The sequence below is a fragment of the Idiomarina sp. D18 genome, from assembly GCF_057748155.1.
The window spans coordinates 2,145,378-2,160,064 of sequence record NZ_CM173240.1 but is presented as its reverse complement, the minus strand read 5'-3'; the positions used below and the strand labels follow the sequence as shown (position 1 = coordinate 2,160,064).

Genomic DNA, 14,687 nt, shown 5'->3' with positions numbered 1-14,687 from the left:
ATGTACTTGTATCACTACGGGCTAAATCAACTGCCGTTTACCATTACGCCCAATACACAGTTTTATTGTGAGCTAAAGAGTCACGATCAAGCTGCTAAAGTGGTATTAACGGCATTGAATACCGGTGAAGGCTTTATCAAAGTAACCGGTGAAGTCGGTACGGGTAAAACGTTGCTATGCCGCCGTCTGTTGGAAGAAATTCCCGATTATTTTTACACGGCTTACGTACCAGACTCCTATCTTAATCCCGATCAATTACGTCGTGCTGTTGCGCAAGAACTTGGAGTTGAAACTGCGGATATTGAAAGTGAGCATCCTTTAGCTCGCGCACTGCAGGATAAACTGCTCGAAATTAATCACGCGGGACGTGCAGTGGTACTTATCGTGGATGAGGCGCAAGCGCTACCAGAAGATAGTTTAGAAGCATTAAGATTGCTATCTAATTTAGAAACTGAATCACGTAAATTGCTTCATATTATTTTGGTCGGACAGCCCGAACTTGATGAACGGCTAGCCCAGCATAACTTTCGGCAGCTCAGGCAGCGTATTTCGTTTTCGCATCGACTTACGGCAATGAACGTACGAGAAACTGCACAGTACATCGGCCACCGAATGCGCATTGCTGGCTATAAAGGGGAACCGATATTTTCAGCAGGTTTGGTTTCAGCCTTGTATGAGAGTAGCCGAGGTATTCCGAGACTCGTTAATGTGCTGGCGCACAAAATGCTCTTATTAGCCTATGGTGAAGGTCGTCGAAAGTTGTCACATAAAGATTTGAGGTTGGCAACGAAGGATACGTCAGATACGCGTTATCGTTCGCCGATGGTCAGACTGATCATTTGGTCCATTCTACTGGTGTGTGTGGCCGTTTCAGCGATCGTTAGTTTAACTTTTGAACATCCAGCGTGGCCGTGGAACTCTGTCGCATGAGTATATTGAATAAGGTATTAAAAGATTTAGATAAACGCGGTCAAAAGCCCGGCGAAGCAGAGAGTGTCGGCGGTTCTGCTGTTGCGGGTCCCTCTTCGCGTACCCCTTGGGTGGTTGCAATCGTTGCCGTAGTGCTACTTGTGATTGCATTAGTTTTCGGCGCCCTAAGTTGGGATCGCTGGGTCGAAAATGAGACGGTAAATACACCTCAACCGGTGCAAAAAGTGAGTGAGCCGGAGCCAGTTGAGTCGACTAATAATTTCGCACGTCCAGCGCAAACCGAGACGCAAACTGAAGCGCAAGCGGTGACACAATCATCGAGCAGGCAACAACCGGTTGAGCAGCATTCCTCTGCGGCTGAGCAATCTAAAGCGGACAATTCGACGCATGCTGCACAAGTACCGCCCGCGTCTTCTAGTGAAGAACAGCCGCAAGCAACAGATTCAACGGAGGTTGAGGATGCGCAGGAAGCAGTGCCTGAGAGCGAAGTAGAGCCCGCGCCAACACTCGTGCGAAAAACGGTACAACTGTCACCGGAGCAAGTCATCACGCGGGAAATAAATGCTGCAAAACAGACCGCCGAGCAAGGCTTATTGAGCGAAGCGGTGAAACATTGGCAGAAAGTGCTCAGTATCGATCCGGGTCACATCGAAGCGCGGCGACAACTGGCCGCGTTACAATTTGGCCGGAACCGCTGGCAGGAAGCATTAGCCGTGCTTACTCGCGGTTTGGAAGTTAATCCCCAAGCCCATGAATTAAGACTGCTCGCGGCTAAGATGCTCGATAAGCGGCAGCAACCACAACTCGCGTTGACCATGCTTAAGCAAGCGCAACCGCAGGCTAGTCGTCATTTGGAGTATTACCGGCTTAAGGCTCAGCTAGCCCAACAACTGAACCAGTGGACGCTAATGGCCGACAGTTATCAGTCGCTGGCACAGGCTCAACCGACAGAGGGGCGTTGGTGGTTAGGGCGGGCAATAGCTGCGCAACAATTGGCTCAAAGGGATGCGGCGATTCGTTTCTTTAATCGAGCAAAAGAATTAATCCAACATGCACCCACGCTCGAATTTATCGAGCAACAACTCAACTTATTGGTAGATCAAGATGAAGCGACCTCGTCTTAAAATGCGATTGGGTGACTTGCTGGTTCACGAGCAAGTCATCAGCGAAGCACAACTCGAAAGTGCGCTTAAAGAACAGCAAATCAGTGGGCGCAAGTTGGGTGCGACGCTCAGTGATCTTGGCTACATTACCGAAGAGCAACTGCTCGACTTTTTGGCTCAGCAACTGAAACTAGAGCGTGTGAGCGTTGCTGACCGTAAAATTAATCCAAAGGATGTTCAGTTACTACCTGAAGTTCAAGCACGACGCTATCGAGCGCTGGTGATCGAAGCGAACGATGAAAGTGCGCTAGTCGGGATGAGTGATCCCGCCGATCTTGCAGCGGTCGATGCGGTGACTCAGCATTTGTCGCCCCGTGAAGTGACCTTAGCGGTCGTATCCGAAGCTGAGCTCTTATCGGCATTCGACTCTCTATATCGTCGCACTAAAGAAATAGAAACCTTCGCAAGTCAACTACAAACCGAATATGAAGAAACCGCTGATTTTACACTCGGGTCAGATAGCTTAGATGACGACGACGATGATGCGACCGTCGCGAAGTTATTAAAGTCGATTTTTGAGGATGCAGTACAAGTTCGAGCGTCTGACATTCATATCGAGCCTGATCAAAAAATGCTGCGTATTCGCCAGCGTGTTGATGGCGTATTACAGGAAAATGTGCTTGATGAAACGAACATCGCTAATGCGCTCGTTTTACGATTAAAGCTAATGGCGGGGCTTGATATTTCGGAGCGACGGCTACCGCAAGATGGCCGCTTTAATATCAAAGTCAAAAAGCACAGTATTGATGTGCGGGTATCAACGATGCCAGTGCAGTATGGTGAAGCCTGTGTCATGCGTTTGCTCGACCAATCGAGTGGTATCTTATCGCTGGATCAAGTCGGTATGCCGCCTGATATTCTCAAGCGCGTCCGCCATCTAATTCATCGACCACACGGTATGTTACTTGTCACGGGGCCAACGGGCTCGGGTAAAACGACAACGCTTTACGGTGCTCTAAGTGAACTTAACACGGAAGAGAAGAAAGTGATCACTGTCGAGGATCCCGTTGAATATCGTTTACCGAGGATTTCGCAGGTCCAAGTGAGTAATAAGATTGGACTTGATTTCGCTCGCGTGTTGCGCACGACACTTCGACAAGATCCAGATATCATCATGGTGGGTGAGATGCGTGACCACGAGACGGTAGAAATTGGTCTACGTGGAGCAATTACAGGTCACATGGTGTTATCGACGCTACACACTAACGATGCGATTACCAGTGCCATGCGGTTGATTGATATGGGGGCGCCATCGTACCTAGTAGCGGCTGCCCTGCGGGGTGTGATTGCACAGCGACTTGTCAGACGAGTATGTGAGCGGTGTGCGCATGACGATACGCCCGATGAGGCACAGCGCGCGATTCTTGAACATTTAGAAAAGGGTAGTTGCAACCAAACCTTTAAGAAAGGTGTCGGCTGCCAGAACTGTAACCATACGGGCTATCGAGGTCGAATCGGTGTATTTGAATTGCTTGAGATGAATAGCGCGATGATGGACGCTTTGCGGCAAGAGGACACCCAACGCTTTGCTGAGGCGGCCAAACATGCGCAGGGCTACCGATCGATGGCCAATGTCGCACTGGACTTTGCCAAGCAGGGCGTTACCAGTATTGATGAAGTATTGTTCTTGGCAGAAAGTGTCGAGGAAAATTTTGCGGCTACCAACGTAAGCGAAATCGCACAACGTAGCGAGAGTGATGACTAACCATGCAGTTTAGCTACAAAGCCAGAGACAAAGCCGGCGCGCTTCAACAAGGCACAGTAGAGGCAAATGATGCCAAAAGTGCCGCGCAAGCACTCATGCAGCGTGGGCTGATCCCGGTTGATGTAGCGGTTAGTAAAGGCAAACTTGAAGGCGGTAAAGCGAGCGCGCCGAGAGGTTCATTATGGATGCAACTGAAAGCATTAACCGAGCCGAGTGTCGAGCTGGATCAACTCATTATATTTTGCCGTCAGATGTATTCATTGACCAATGCCGGTATCCCCATTCTGCGCGCTATCGAGGGACTCGCCGATACCACCCAAAATAAGCGCTTGGAGCGCGCCTTACGTGATGTTCATAGTCAATTGGAGCGCGGCCGCACGTTGTCAGCAGGTATGGCGCAACATCCTAAAGTCTTCTCGCGTCTTATTGTCGCTATCGTGCACGTTGGCGAGAATACCGGTCAGCTAGAGGAGTCATTCGAGCAACTCGCCCTCTACCTCGAAAAAGAGCAAGATACGCGTAAGCGTATCAAGGCAGCGACACGCTACCCGACCTTTGTGATGATTGCGCTTGTGGTTGCATTATTCGTTTTAAACATATTTGTTATTCCAACGTTCGCCAATATGTTTAGCCGTTTTAACGTCGAGTTACCTTGGGCGACGCGAGCACTGCTGGGGACTTCGGAGTTTTTTGTGGCGTACTGGCCGTTGATGCTTGTCGCAATGGTGGCGGCGTTTTTTGCTGTGCGCGCCTATGTGAATAGCCCTTCCGGTCGGCTACTTTGGGACCGTTGGAAATTAAGAATGCCGATTATCGGCTCGATTCTTGAGCGTTCGATACTGTCTCGCTTTGCACGCAGTTTCGCGGTTATGCTGTCGGCGGGAGTCCCCTTAACGCAGGCGCTTTCATTGGTGTCTGAAGCTGTTGATAATGCCTACATGGAGCGCAAAATTTTAGACATTCGGCGCACTATTGAGCGTGGTGAGAATTTGTCTCGTGCCGCACGACAGTCCAAGCTTTTTACGCCGCTGGTATTACAAATGATCGTAGTCGGCGAGGAAACGGGTCGAAGCGATACGCTGTTAAAAGAGGTCGCTGATTATTATGAACGAGAAACGGATTACGATTTAAAAACGCTGACTGCGCGTATTGAACCCGTCATGATTGGTTTTGTGGCGGTGTTAGTATTAATTCTTGCGCTGGGTATCTTCACGCCAATGTGGGATATGATGAATGCGTATCAGGGGCGAGGATGAAAAGCCAAGCGCAAAGCGAGCAGAGTTTTCGCAGTTTGTTACAAAACGTTGTTGTTATAATCAGCGTATTGGTGCTATCCGCAGTCGCGTTATGGATTTGGTTCGCGCCGAGCGACGACAATGGGTGGCAAGAAACACAACGAGATATGGAACTGCGGCGTTTTAATGACACCTTATTACTCGCTCGGGCGGAATGGATGCGGCGTGGTCGTCCGACACATGTATCACTTAACATAAGTGGTAGTGAAGAAACTATACAAATGAATGCGCGTGGCTGGCCTGCCGTGCAACAAGGTTGTGTAACACTTTGGCAACGTCTTGCTGATGTGCCACGCCAGCTAACTGCAAGGGTTGAGGGCAATCGATGTATTTTCAGTATTAATGAAAAGCCGTGGCAAGTATATGACGCTGAGACAGGTCAAGTTCGGCCAAAAAATGTCGGATCTGACCTATGAATTGTAAAAATGTCGTTATACAATATCACGAGAAATGATAAAGGACGCTGACTATGGATAAACGGCAACACGGTTTCACAATCATCGAGTTAATCATCGTTGTGGTGATTCTTGGCTTGCTCGCCGCATCGGCACTGCCGCGCTTTACCGATGTGACGGCGGATGCGGAAGACTCTGCTATCGAAGGCGTCGCGGGTGGTTTTGCCAGTGCTGTCGGCATCGTACGTGGCGAGTGGGAGCTACGAGGTCGCCCTAAAGGCGGGACAAACGGCGCAGGCGCTCAGTTGCAGATGGATGGTGTTCCCGTGTATGTCGACGGTGATACCGGCTATCCGGTGAGTGGTAATAATAGTTCGGCAACTGATGCAACGTTAACCAATGCCGATTGCCGTACTGTGATGACCGCAATCTTGCAAGGATCACCGACCGTGATGGCAGAAGGTGATAGCGGTTCTATCGATGAGTATCGATACTACACGTATGCAACCGATGATCCGAACGGTAGCGCAGCACAAGGACAGGCTGCTAATCAAGTTTGTGTTTATTATTTAGTGAACACGATAAAAGGAGTTAGCCCTTTACCCACGGGTAACGACTTTCAGACAGTTGGAAACTCGTTTGTATATAACCCTAGGAATGGTGGTGTAAACGTGTTCAGTAATAATAACTAACACCGCACCTGAATATTTTTTTAATGGAGAAAGTAATCATGCGTAATCAAAAAGGCTTCACGCTCATCGAGCTAATTATCGTTATTGTGGTGCTCGGTATTCTTGCCGTGACTGCTGCGCCTCAGTTCTTTAACTTCTCGGGTGACGCGCGCACTTCGACCGTTAAAGGTTTGAAGGGTAACATTCAAGGTGCTTATCAAACTGTTTATGCGAAAGCAGCGGTTGATGGTAGCTTAGGTGCCTCAGACAGTGTAGAAAGTATTAATACTGTTTATGGTTATCCTGCGGCTACTGCGGATGGTATTGTGAAAGCAGCATCACTGGATTCTTCTGAGTGGGTGAGTCTTGTTGACCCAGATGACTCAACAGTTATTTATATCGGTCCTGCAGATTACATCGCAGCATCGCCTACAGCTACTGATGCATTTACAGATGTTAATGGTGATGGTTCTGGTGGTTGCTATGTCTCATACGATGAAGCAACAAGTGCCAATCAGCCTCCGGTCGTTGCCATCAACACTGAAGCTTGTGGTAACTAATCCAACCATCTTTTAATGGTCGAATCTCGGCTCGCCGCCTTGGCGGGCCGAATATCTAAGGTCTCTCCTATGAAAGGCTTCACCCTAGTAGAACTCATTATTGTTTTAGTAGTGGTGGGTATCCTTGCGGTTGGCGCCTCACCGTTATTCATTGGCTCGGGCGGCACCGAAAGCTTAGTATTACGCGAGCGAACCTTGTCTATTCTGCGTAATAGCCAGCTCAAAGCAATGCAGAATACCTCATTGGTCTGTACCGCGGTTGTTTTGCAACCCAACTCTCTTGGACAAGCGACCTCTACAAACTGTGGCGTTGCCACCTCGACATTCAGCCTAGATCCCGACGACGCACGTCAAATCGCAGATTTTCAAGGAAAAACGTTTACGGTCACCAACAGCGCGAACACGAATGTCGCTTTACCGACAGAAATAGAGTTCGACTCACTGGGTCGCCCCCGTGATGAATCTGGCTTAGTCTGTAGCGGCGCACAACCGTGCCGATTCACCTTCACCGAAACCAGTGGCGCAAGTCAGTCAGTCTGTATCAACCGCGAAGGTTATATCTATGGCTGTTAAAGAGCTCAAGCCACAGCGTGGTTTCACGCTTATCGAGATTATCGCCGGCATTGTTGTCGTGGGCATTATCACGCTGGTCGTAACGGCGGGCATGGGACCGCTGTTTAAACAAAGCGTTAATCCGTGGCAGCAAGTGCGCGCCGCCGAGCTGGGTCAAAGTTTGATTAATGAAATTCTATCGCGCCGTTTTGATGAAAACGGCTCTAGTGCCGTTGGCGAGGCTCGTTGCGGCGAAACGGGTGGACCGAGTTGCACGACGATCCCCAATGACTGCAGTAATACAAGTTATCGAGAGGAGGCGTCACGAGAGAACTTTGACGATGTGGACGACTATCACTGCCTGGAACTCTCGGGGAACCAAGTCGCTGATACGTTAGCGAATGACCTGACCGACGATTATCGACAGTTTCGTTTGCAGGTGCGCGTCGCGGTCGAGCAACCAGATAGACTCAAGCGTATCGAAGTTACTGTCATTACGCCACAAGGGCAGAATATCGACTTCTCGGCGTTCAGAGGCAATTGGTAATGCGTAATAGAGGCTTCACGCTCGTTGAGTTAGTCATTGTCATTTTGCTATTGGCAATTATCGCCATTTTCTCGTTTCAGTTCGTGGGGTTCGGCTCACAGATGTTTGTCAGTGGAGCCGAGCGAGTACGCGTACTCGATCAAAGTCGATTTGTGATCGAACGTTTAACGCGAGAACTGAGAAATTCGGTACCGAATAGTGCACGGGTTACTCCCAAAAATATCGGCAATAATACCGCAACACAGTGTTTAGAGTTTGTCCCGACACGCGTAGCAGGTACCTATTACGACGCACCGTTTCGTAATAACCAACCCAATACGTTAACCTTTGTTTCATTGGCCAACTGGTCCGTTATCGAAGTGACTGACAGACTCTATATTTACGCGACGCGTACTAATCATGTTTACGCCAATAATTCGAATCGATACGAGCAGGTCAATGCACAAACAACTCGTTCTGGCAATGTGACTGAGCTAACGTTGGCGAGTAGCAACGCGCGCTATGGTCAGCGTTCGCCGCGTCAACGACTGTATATCGGACGTACGCCCGTCAGCTATTGTGTTGAGGGACAAAACATATATCGTTACGCTAATTATGGCTGGTCGCAGCAGCAGCCTACGCCAGCCAATGGGCGATTTGCGGGTGTCACAGGCACGCTAATGGGGAACGACTTGGCGAATTTAGTTAATAACGCGCCGGCTTTTCAAGTAGATGAAACCACCTTGTTGCAAAATAATATTGTGCATCTGTTCCTGCAATTTAATAGTATAGATAATGAACAGTTGTTTTTTAGTCAAGAGGTTCATATTCCCAATGCGCCCTAGTTATCAATCACAACGTGGCAGTGCGTTGATAGTCGCTATATTCGTGATCGTGGTAACTAGTCTGCTGGTGGCAACGCTTTCGGGTCTCTTACGTACCAGTAACGAAAGTGTTGTAACTGAGGTGTATGGCACACGGGCATTCACCGCAGCGCAAAGTGGTTTGCAGCAGGGGATGAATCAATTATTCCCGTTAGATAGTGAGATGCAAGCTTGCCCTGCCGTAGACACGTCTATGGACTTTAGCGATGCCAAGGGCCTGCAGAACTGCGAAGTTAGTATTCAATGCATGAGTGATAATTACGAATCTGATACACATTATCGGTTGATAGCAACGGGAGAGTGCACAGTCGGAGCACAAGTCACGACACGTGTGTTAGCAATGGAAGCGAGGACATTAGAATGAGACGGATGAGTTTATGTTTGCTGATGTTTTCGTTATTTGCGGCTTCTGCGGTGTCACACGCCAAACAGTATGAGTTTCCAAAAGATATTGGGAAGAAGAACAAGCCTTTTGAGCAATGCACGGCTGTTAATGCAAATTCAGGTGGAGTGAGCATCACTTGTCCAGGAAGTGTTTTTACTGCGCTGAATGGCTCGGATGGAATTAGGTTTAAGAAGACCTCTCAAGCAGAGCTTATTATTACGGGTAATACCGTCATTAAGTCAACTATTAACAACAAACAGTCAATTCCTCTGTTGCTCCGCTTTCAAACACAGAATTCGGTAAAGATAGATGCCTCATCAACCATCAAAGCGGATATTTTTGCTAACGGGAGTATTACTTCTGACGGTGTAATCGATGGCAACCTCTATACTGACAAGGATCTCATTAACAACCGCATTATCAACGGTAATGTCGATGCTGAGGGAAACATTAGAAATAATGGCAGTGGTGTCATTAACGGAAGCATAAATGTCGATGGCGATCTTTGGAACGATGGTCAAATAAACGGTACTTATGTCAACGCAAAGTGTACCGATAGTAGTCAGAGTAATGCTTGTGGTAATAGACCACTCAATGTCGACGAAACCTGTAATATCAATGCAAATGAAGGACCGTGCACAGGCGGAAACAATGTTGGGTATCAACTTGTTGGTGACTGGCACTTTGATGAATCGAGTTGGACAGGCGAGCCGGGCGAAGTTCTTAACAGTGCTTCGAGTTCCTTGTCGGGAACCGCTGTCGGTCAGCCTACGACGAGTTCATTTTCGCCGGCGATTGCTGGGAATATCGGAACGTGTCGTTATGGGCGTTTCGGGGGCGATGACTTTGTAAGAGTTCCACAACCCCAGCAGCTTTCAGCTTCTGAAAGTGTCAGTCTTTCAATGTGGTTTAATATCAGCGCATCAGCACAACGCTCATCGTCCGAACGATATCAAACACTATTGATTTATGGTGAAGGACCCACCGAAGGACCTAACGGGCGTTTTGAAGTTTATAGACGGGTGTCTGATGGTGCGTTGTACTTTGAGATTCGCGATAGTTTAGGCCAGATTCACAACGTCTCGGTATCTGGTCAACAGGTATTTGATGGCAACTGGCATCATATAGCGGCAACCTATGATGCGCAGTCGGACGATATTAACCTCTATATTGATGGCGTACTTAAAGCAACCGCTGGAGTGAGTAATAGATCGCTTAACCCACTGTCATCCCGTGCTAATTTATATATTGGCGGGCAGTCATTTGCTGGCCATGGTGTCAACGGCTCAATTGATGAGGTCACAGTCGCGACCGGCGTGTATTCCAGTCAAAAAGTGAATCAACTCTTTAATCGTAGCCGCCCGTGCGGAGCTGTAGATACGCTTAAACAGTGTTCAGATATTTGGGACCAAGCGCTAACGTCCGGAAATAATAGTCTGGTAAATATTCGTCCCGATGTTCCCCCATACGGACAGCAGTTACCGAGAACGCTAGATCCCATCGATTATTTACGTCAAGGCTCATTTGCAAACGTAGGCGAAGACTACCAGACACCTGCGCCAACTTCTCGGGTATACATTGATGGTTCCCTGACCATAGAACAAGGCGCTCGATTAAACCAGAACGATGATGCTGATAATTTCATGCTGATCGTTAACGGCGATTTAACCATTGAACGCGATGTGCGAATTAATGGCTATATCTACGCAACGGGCGATATTTTTCTTGCGAATGCCGGCGAACCTTGGTTTTTATTTTGTTACGAGGCGAATACATCGATCGTAAATGGTGCCCTTGCCGCTGCGGGTGATATTTACCAGACAGGTTGTGGTCAACCCGCACAGATTAACTATCAACAACCTGGTGTAGATATTCAAGGTGGAGGCTATTGTACTGTCGGCACCGCAGCGCCTCTTCAGCCGATATTGCAGTGGTCAATGAATGACGGTCCATGGACGACAAATACAGACGTGCTTGATGGCTCGAAGAATTTACTCAATGGACAAGCAAAACAGGGACTTGAATGGCAACAAGCAAGCGCAAGTTCTGCCTTACCAGTCGACGAAAACGGCATGGGTACGTGTGGGTATGGATATTTTAAACGCTCCGCCAAGCAGTATATAGAGCTGCCCGATGATCCGGTTCTGGACTTGACCAACGAATATACGATAGCACTATGGGCTCGGTATAGCACGACACCAGACTCCGGGTTAATGACTCTGGTGAGTAAAGATACTAATTACGAGTTGCACGTAACGTCTTCTGGTCAAATTAACTGGTGGTGGCAAGGACAAAGGGGTGTCCATTCCCTAACCAGCACGCAACGGTTTGATGATGGTGAATGGCATTACGTCGTCGCTCGTTTTAAATCAGGTAAGCAAACATTAACCGTCGATAACGAAGTCATTATCGACGCTTCGATTAACGATAAACCAACAACGAACAATGGCTCGCTTCGGTTAGGAGCGGACAAAGAAGGGGATGGTAACCGCTTTTTTGATGGCGCTATTGATGAGTTCCAAATGTTTGATAGCTATTTATCTGGCAACGATATAAAACGCTTGATGGACCAACGGAGTGTTTGCCAAGCAAGTGGCAATCAATGCTATTCATTGAATATGGCTGGGCAAGTGTTTGGCAATGACTGGCTGAGTTATTCCAAGGATGAAAATTACTCACCTAAGTTAGTTGAAGCTCACAATGAGCAATATTTAGAACTGACTGATAATCGAAATAATCGAGCGACTGCGGTAACGTTACAGAAGGCATTTCCGGGTAAAGGGCATCGCATTGAAATTGAGTTTAAACTATACGCTTGGGGCTCGCAGTCGCCAGGCTTCACCGGTGCAGATGGTATTGCTTTAGTACTGTCTGATGCGAGTCGTATTAGTAATGGCAATCCTCGTGCGGGTAGTTATGGTGGCTCTCTAGGTTACGCTCAACGTAATGGTGGTGTGCCCGGTTTTCAAGCCGGTTGGCTTGGTATTGGCTTTGATGAGTATGGTAACTTTTCACAAAGCAACGAGGGTCGAGTTGGCGGCTTTAATCGATTGGTCCCCAATCGTGTCGGCGTTCGTGGAGCCGACTCAACGAATTACCAGTTTTTAGGTGCCTCAGAGGAACTTGATCCTGCAATTGATTCGCCAGAGAATCAAAACCCATATTCTGTGTTTAACCCTAAACCGGGACATACCTATAAAGTCTTGATCGATGGAACGGGTGATAAACCAAGTATCGAGGTACTACGTAAGCTGGACGAAAACGGCGCGAACAATAATTTTGTCAGTATTTTGAAGCTGGATAATATTCAAGATCAGCCGCAGATGCCCGAACAGGTGTATTTAAGTTTTACCGGTAGTACTGGAGGCGAGACGAATTATCATTGGATTAAGGACTTGTCAGTTTGCTCAATTCCTGGCTCTCCAAACGAGCAGGACGTGCATCATTATCAACTGGCATTCAACCAAAATGCAGTTTTATGCAACGGTGCCGAAGTAGCGGTTAAAGCGTGCGCTAATGCCGATTGCTCGGAAACGTTTAATCGTCCTGCATCAATTGAGCTTGGTACTGATAACGGAAACTTCTCACCGTCTTCGCTGAGTTGGCAGGCGACGAGTTCGCAGTTGCTAACGCAGTTGAACCCTACTCAGGCGGGCGTTTCTAACCTATCTGTAACCAATCAAAGCTCGCCACAACCGGCTAACCCGACAGTGTGTTTAGTGGATGGCGTGGTAGACGATTGTCAAATCGCAATAAGCAATGCTGGGTTTATATTCTATTATGCTGGTTTACAGAGCACGCAAATACCACGGCAAACGGCGGGAATTCAATCTGAAGGTGTTACAATTCGCGCTGTAGAAACGAACACCAATACACTGCAGTGTCAAGCGCTGACAAATAACTTAACGCAAGTTGAAATGCAGTTGGAGTGTGTGGATCCAAACCAATGTCGTTCAGAAAGCGAGTATTTGGTAAGCGGCCAAGTGGGCTCCGAGCTTACGGCTGCAAATGCAACCGACTTAATTGCGGGTAACTATCAAAATGTAGCGGTTGAATTTAATGACAGTAGAGCGAATTTAGCGATGCGGTATGATGATGTAGGCGCGGTGAAGCTCTCGGCGAAAGCAACTTTGAGCAACGGTGTGACGCTACGCGGCGATTCAAACACTTTTGTTTGGCAACCGCACCATATCAATATGCAATCGAGCCAGCTAGATACTGATTTATCGAGTTCGAATGAGATTTTAGCTAAGGCAGGCGAGCCGTTTAAGGTCGTGTTAACGGCACGTAATGCGCAAGATCAGATTACCCCGAATTTTGGCCTTGAACAGGTGGCTGAACGACTGATTATACAAGAGACAGCGACCGCTGCGCCGCCAGTAGCTAATAACGACGGCTCGTTGGAAAATGGAGTACAATTTTCGCGTTCAGCATTAGGTACCTTTACTAATGGTCAGGTTACTTACTCTGAAGTCGGTAATGCTAATATTACAGCACAAGTAGCCCAACAGAATGGCGGCGGGTATCTATCTCAGTGGCAAGATACTAGCGACTTGCTTGAAACCCCGTTTGTTGTCGGTCGATTTATTCCGCACCACTTTACGCTTGAGGCGGGCACTGGCTTTGCAAATACCTGTGGAGCGCAACCGTCGTATTACATTGGTGAGCCACAAAGCTTGCTACCTATCCAACTCGTGGCACGTAACGCTAGCGGTAATATCACTCGTAATTATGCGAGTGATTTGGCAAAAGCGTTCTTGGAGTTTGCAGCGTTTAATGTCAATGGCCAATCGTTTAATTTGCGAGTTACGCCAAACGCTCAAGAGTCGAGTTTAGTGGGTCCAATTGACTGGGACGATTCGGCTGGCAACTGGGGCTACGGGTCGTTAAACAATGCTCAAGCAACGTTTTTACGTAGTGACGCTGAAGAGGGACCTTACGAGAACTATACCCTTGGGATTCGCATAAACGATGGGGAAGGGGATCATTATTATAGCCAACTTGAGAACACCGGTTTATCGGCACCCGCAGACGATGATTACGTAGATGCGGATTATGCTGCTTTTGATTCGGCGCGGCTGGTGTTTGCTCGTATGGTACTCAACAATGTCGCATCAGCAATCAGCGACCCACTACTCATTCAGGGACACGTTGAGTTCTGGAATGGCAACGAGTACCAACTCGACGAAAACAATAACTGCTATACCGTTGCAAACAATGCGTTTTCGGAAGAGCGGTATGTGGTAGAAGAGGGTGCAGAAACACCGGGTGTTGACCTTGAACTTGGTCCTATAGCGAATACTGCTGATAACTCAGTAACGCTGAGCGGTGGTCGAATTCAGTCAGTGGAGCGGGGAGATGACGAAAGTTTGCGCTGGTTGCCGGCAGACGAAAACCTCCAATTTGAATTTGACTTAGAGGTTCCCCCCCATTTGCAGTACGACTGGACGGGTGACGGTGTTTATGATGAGAACCCAACTGCACTTGGCATTTTTGGTATTTACAGTGGCAGTGATCGGCAAATCTATTGGCAAGAGGTCGGTTTGTAAGTAGCTACTTACTCATTTGTAGGCAATTTACCGAGATTCTTCCTTGCGCTTTTGTTGACAAGCAAATAGCAT

Annotated in this window: 12 protein-coding genes; all 12 read left to right on the top strand. The window is 48.1% G+C overall.

The genetic code is table 11. The features are described from left to right. Positions 1–930 (top strand): ExeA family protein, encoded by a 930-nt coding sequence (locus AC3AP5_RS10410; RefSeq protein WP_487326670.1) that lies wholly within the window; start codon positions 1–3, stop codon positions 928–930. Then, positions 927–2,054 carry a tetratricopeptide repeat protein gene (locus AC3AP5_RS10405; protein ID WP_487326669.1) on the top strand — a complete coding sequence of 376 codons (1,128 nt, stop codon included), beginning with the start codon at positions 927–929 and terminating at the stop codon, positions 2,052–2,054. The genes AC3AP5_RS10410 and AC3AP5_RS10405 overlap by 4 nt, the downstream gene beginning before the upstream one ends. After that, entirely contained in the window at positions 2,035–3,798 is a 1,764-nt protein-coding gene (locus AC3AP5_RS10400; protein ID WP_006956812.1) for a GspE/PulE family protein, read from the top strand. The genes AC3AP5_RS10405 and AC3AP5_RS10400 overlap by 20 nt, the downstream gene beginning before the upstream one ends. A gap of 2 nt (positions 3,799–3,800) precedes the next feature. Further along, the gene (locus AC3AP5_RS10395; RefSeq protein WP_487326668.1) at positions 3,801–5,054 is read left to right on the top strand and encodes a type II secretion system F family protein; all 1,254 of its coding nucleotides are present in this window, start codon (positions 3,801–3,803) and stop codon (positions 5,052–5,054) included. Then, the gene (locus AC3AP5_RS10390; RefSeq protein WP_487326667.1) at positions 5,051–5,509 is read left to right on the top strand and encodes a hypothetical protein; all 459 of its coding nucleotides are present in this window, start codon (positions 5,051–5,053) and stop codon (positions 5,507–5,509) included. Before AC3AP5_RS10395 ends, AC3AP5_RS10390 begins: the two co-directional genes overlap by 4 nt. A gap of 53 nt (positions 5,510–5,562) precedes the next feature. Next, entirely contained in the window at positions 5,563–6,180 is a 618-nt protein-coding gene (locus AC3AP5_RS10385) for a prepilin-type N-terminal cleavage/methylation domain-containing protein (protein ID WP_006956806.1), read from the top strand. 38 nt (positions 6,181–6,218) lie between these two features. Continuing rightward, on the top strand, positions 6,219–6,719 hold the full coding sequence (locus AC3AP5_RS10380) for a type II secretion system protein (RefSeq protein WP_487326666.1): 501 nt from the start codon (positions 6,219–6,221) through the stop codon (positions 6,717–6,719). Between the two features lie 69 nt (positions 6,720–6,788). Continuing rightward, entirely contained in the window at positions 6,789–7,292 is a 504-nt protein-coding gene (locus tag AC3AP5_RS10375; RefSeq protein WP_487326665.1) for a prepilin-type N-terminal cleavage/methylation domain-containing protein, read from the top strand. Next, the gene (locus tag AC3AP5_RS10370; RefSeq protein WP_272977719.1) at positions 7,282–7,818 is read left to right on the top strand and encodes a type IV pilus modification PilV family protein; all 537 of its coding nucleotides are present in this window, start codon (positions 7,282–7,284) and stop codon (positions 7,816–7,818) included. Before AC3AP5_RS10375 ends, AC3AP5_RS10370 begins: the two co-directional genes overlap by 11 nt. Beyond that, complete coding sequence (locus tag AC3AP5_RS10365) at positions 7,818–8,642, top strand: PilW family protein (protein WP_487326664.1); 825 nt, start codon at positions 7,818–7,820, stop codon at positions 8,640–8,642. Before AC3AP5_RS10370 ends, AC3AP5_RS10365 begins: the two co-directional genes overlap by 1 nt. Then, the gene (locus tag AC3AP5_RS10360) at positions 8,632–9,045 is read left to right on the top strand and encodes a hypothetical protein (RefSeq protein ID WP_006956797.1); all 414 of its coding nucleotides are present in this window, start codon (positions 8,632–8,634) and stop codon (positions 9,043–9,045) included. The genes AC3AP5_RS10365 and AC3AP5_RS10360 overlap by 11 nt, the downstream gene beginning before the upstream one ends. Next, positions 9,042–14,615: a LamG-like jellyroll fold domain-containing protein gene (locus AC3AP5_RS10355; RefSeq protein WP_487326663.1), complete on the top strand. Its 5,574-nt coding sequence runs from the start codon at positions 9,042–9,044 to the stop codon at positions 14,613–14,615. Before AC3AP5_RS10360 ends, AC3AP5_RS10355 begins: the two co-directional genes overlap by 4 nt. Positions 14,616–14,687: the final 72 nt, after the last annotated feature.

Bases quoted from the DNA above. Each gene is read 5' to 3' on its own strand.
- AC3AP5_RS10410 (WP_487326670.1), top strand. From the start codon at position 1: ATGTACTTGTATCACTACGGGCTAAATCAACTGCCGTTTACCATTACG.
- AC3AP5_RS10405 (WP_487326669.1), top strand. From the start codon at position 927: ATGAGTATATTGAATAAGGTATTAAAAGATTTAGATAAACGCGGTCAA.
- AC3AP5_RS10400 (WP_006956812.1), top strand. From the start codon at position 2,035: ATGAAGCGACCTCGTCTTAAAATGCGATTGGGTGACTTGCTGGTTCAC.
- AC3AP5_RS10395 (WP_487326668.1), top strand. From the start codon at position 3,801: ATGCAGTTTAGCTACAAAGCCAGAGACAAAGCCGGCGCGCTTCAACAA.
- AC3AP5_RS10390 (WP_487326667.1), top strand. From the start codon at position 5,051: ATGAAAAGCCAAGCGCAAAGCGAGCAGAGTTTTCGCAGTTTGTTACAA.
- AC3AP5_RS10385 (WP_006956806.1), top strand. From the start codon at position 5,563: ATGGATAAACGGCAACACGGTTTCACAATCATCGAGTTAATCATCGTT.
- AC3AP5_RS10380 (WP_487326666.1), top strand. From the start codon at position 6,219: ATGCGTAATCAAAAAGGCTTCACGCTCATCGAGCTAATTATCGTTATT.
- AC3AP5_RS10375 (WP_487326665.1), top strand. From the start codon at position 6,789: ATGAAAGGCTTCACCCTAGTAGAACTCATTATTGTTTTAGTAGTGGTG.
- AC3AP5_RS10370 (WP_272977719.1), top strand. From the start codon at position 7,282: ATGGCTGTTAAAGAGCTCAAGCCACAGCGTGGTTTCACGCTTATCGAG.
- AC3AP5_RS10365 (WP_487326664.1), top strand. From the start codon at position 7,818: ATGCGTAATAGAGGCTTCACGCTCGTTGAGTTAGTCATTGTCATTTTG.
- AC3AP5_RS10360 (WP_006956797.1), top strand. From the start codon at position 8,632: ATGCGCCCTAGTTATCAATCACAACGTGGCAGTGCGTTGATAGTCGCT.
- AC3AP5_RS10355 (WP_487326663.1), top strand. From the start codon at position 9,042: ATGAGACGGATGAGTTTATGTTTGCTGATGTTTTCGTTATTTGCGGCT.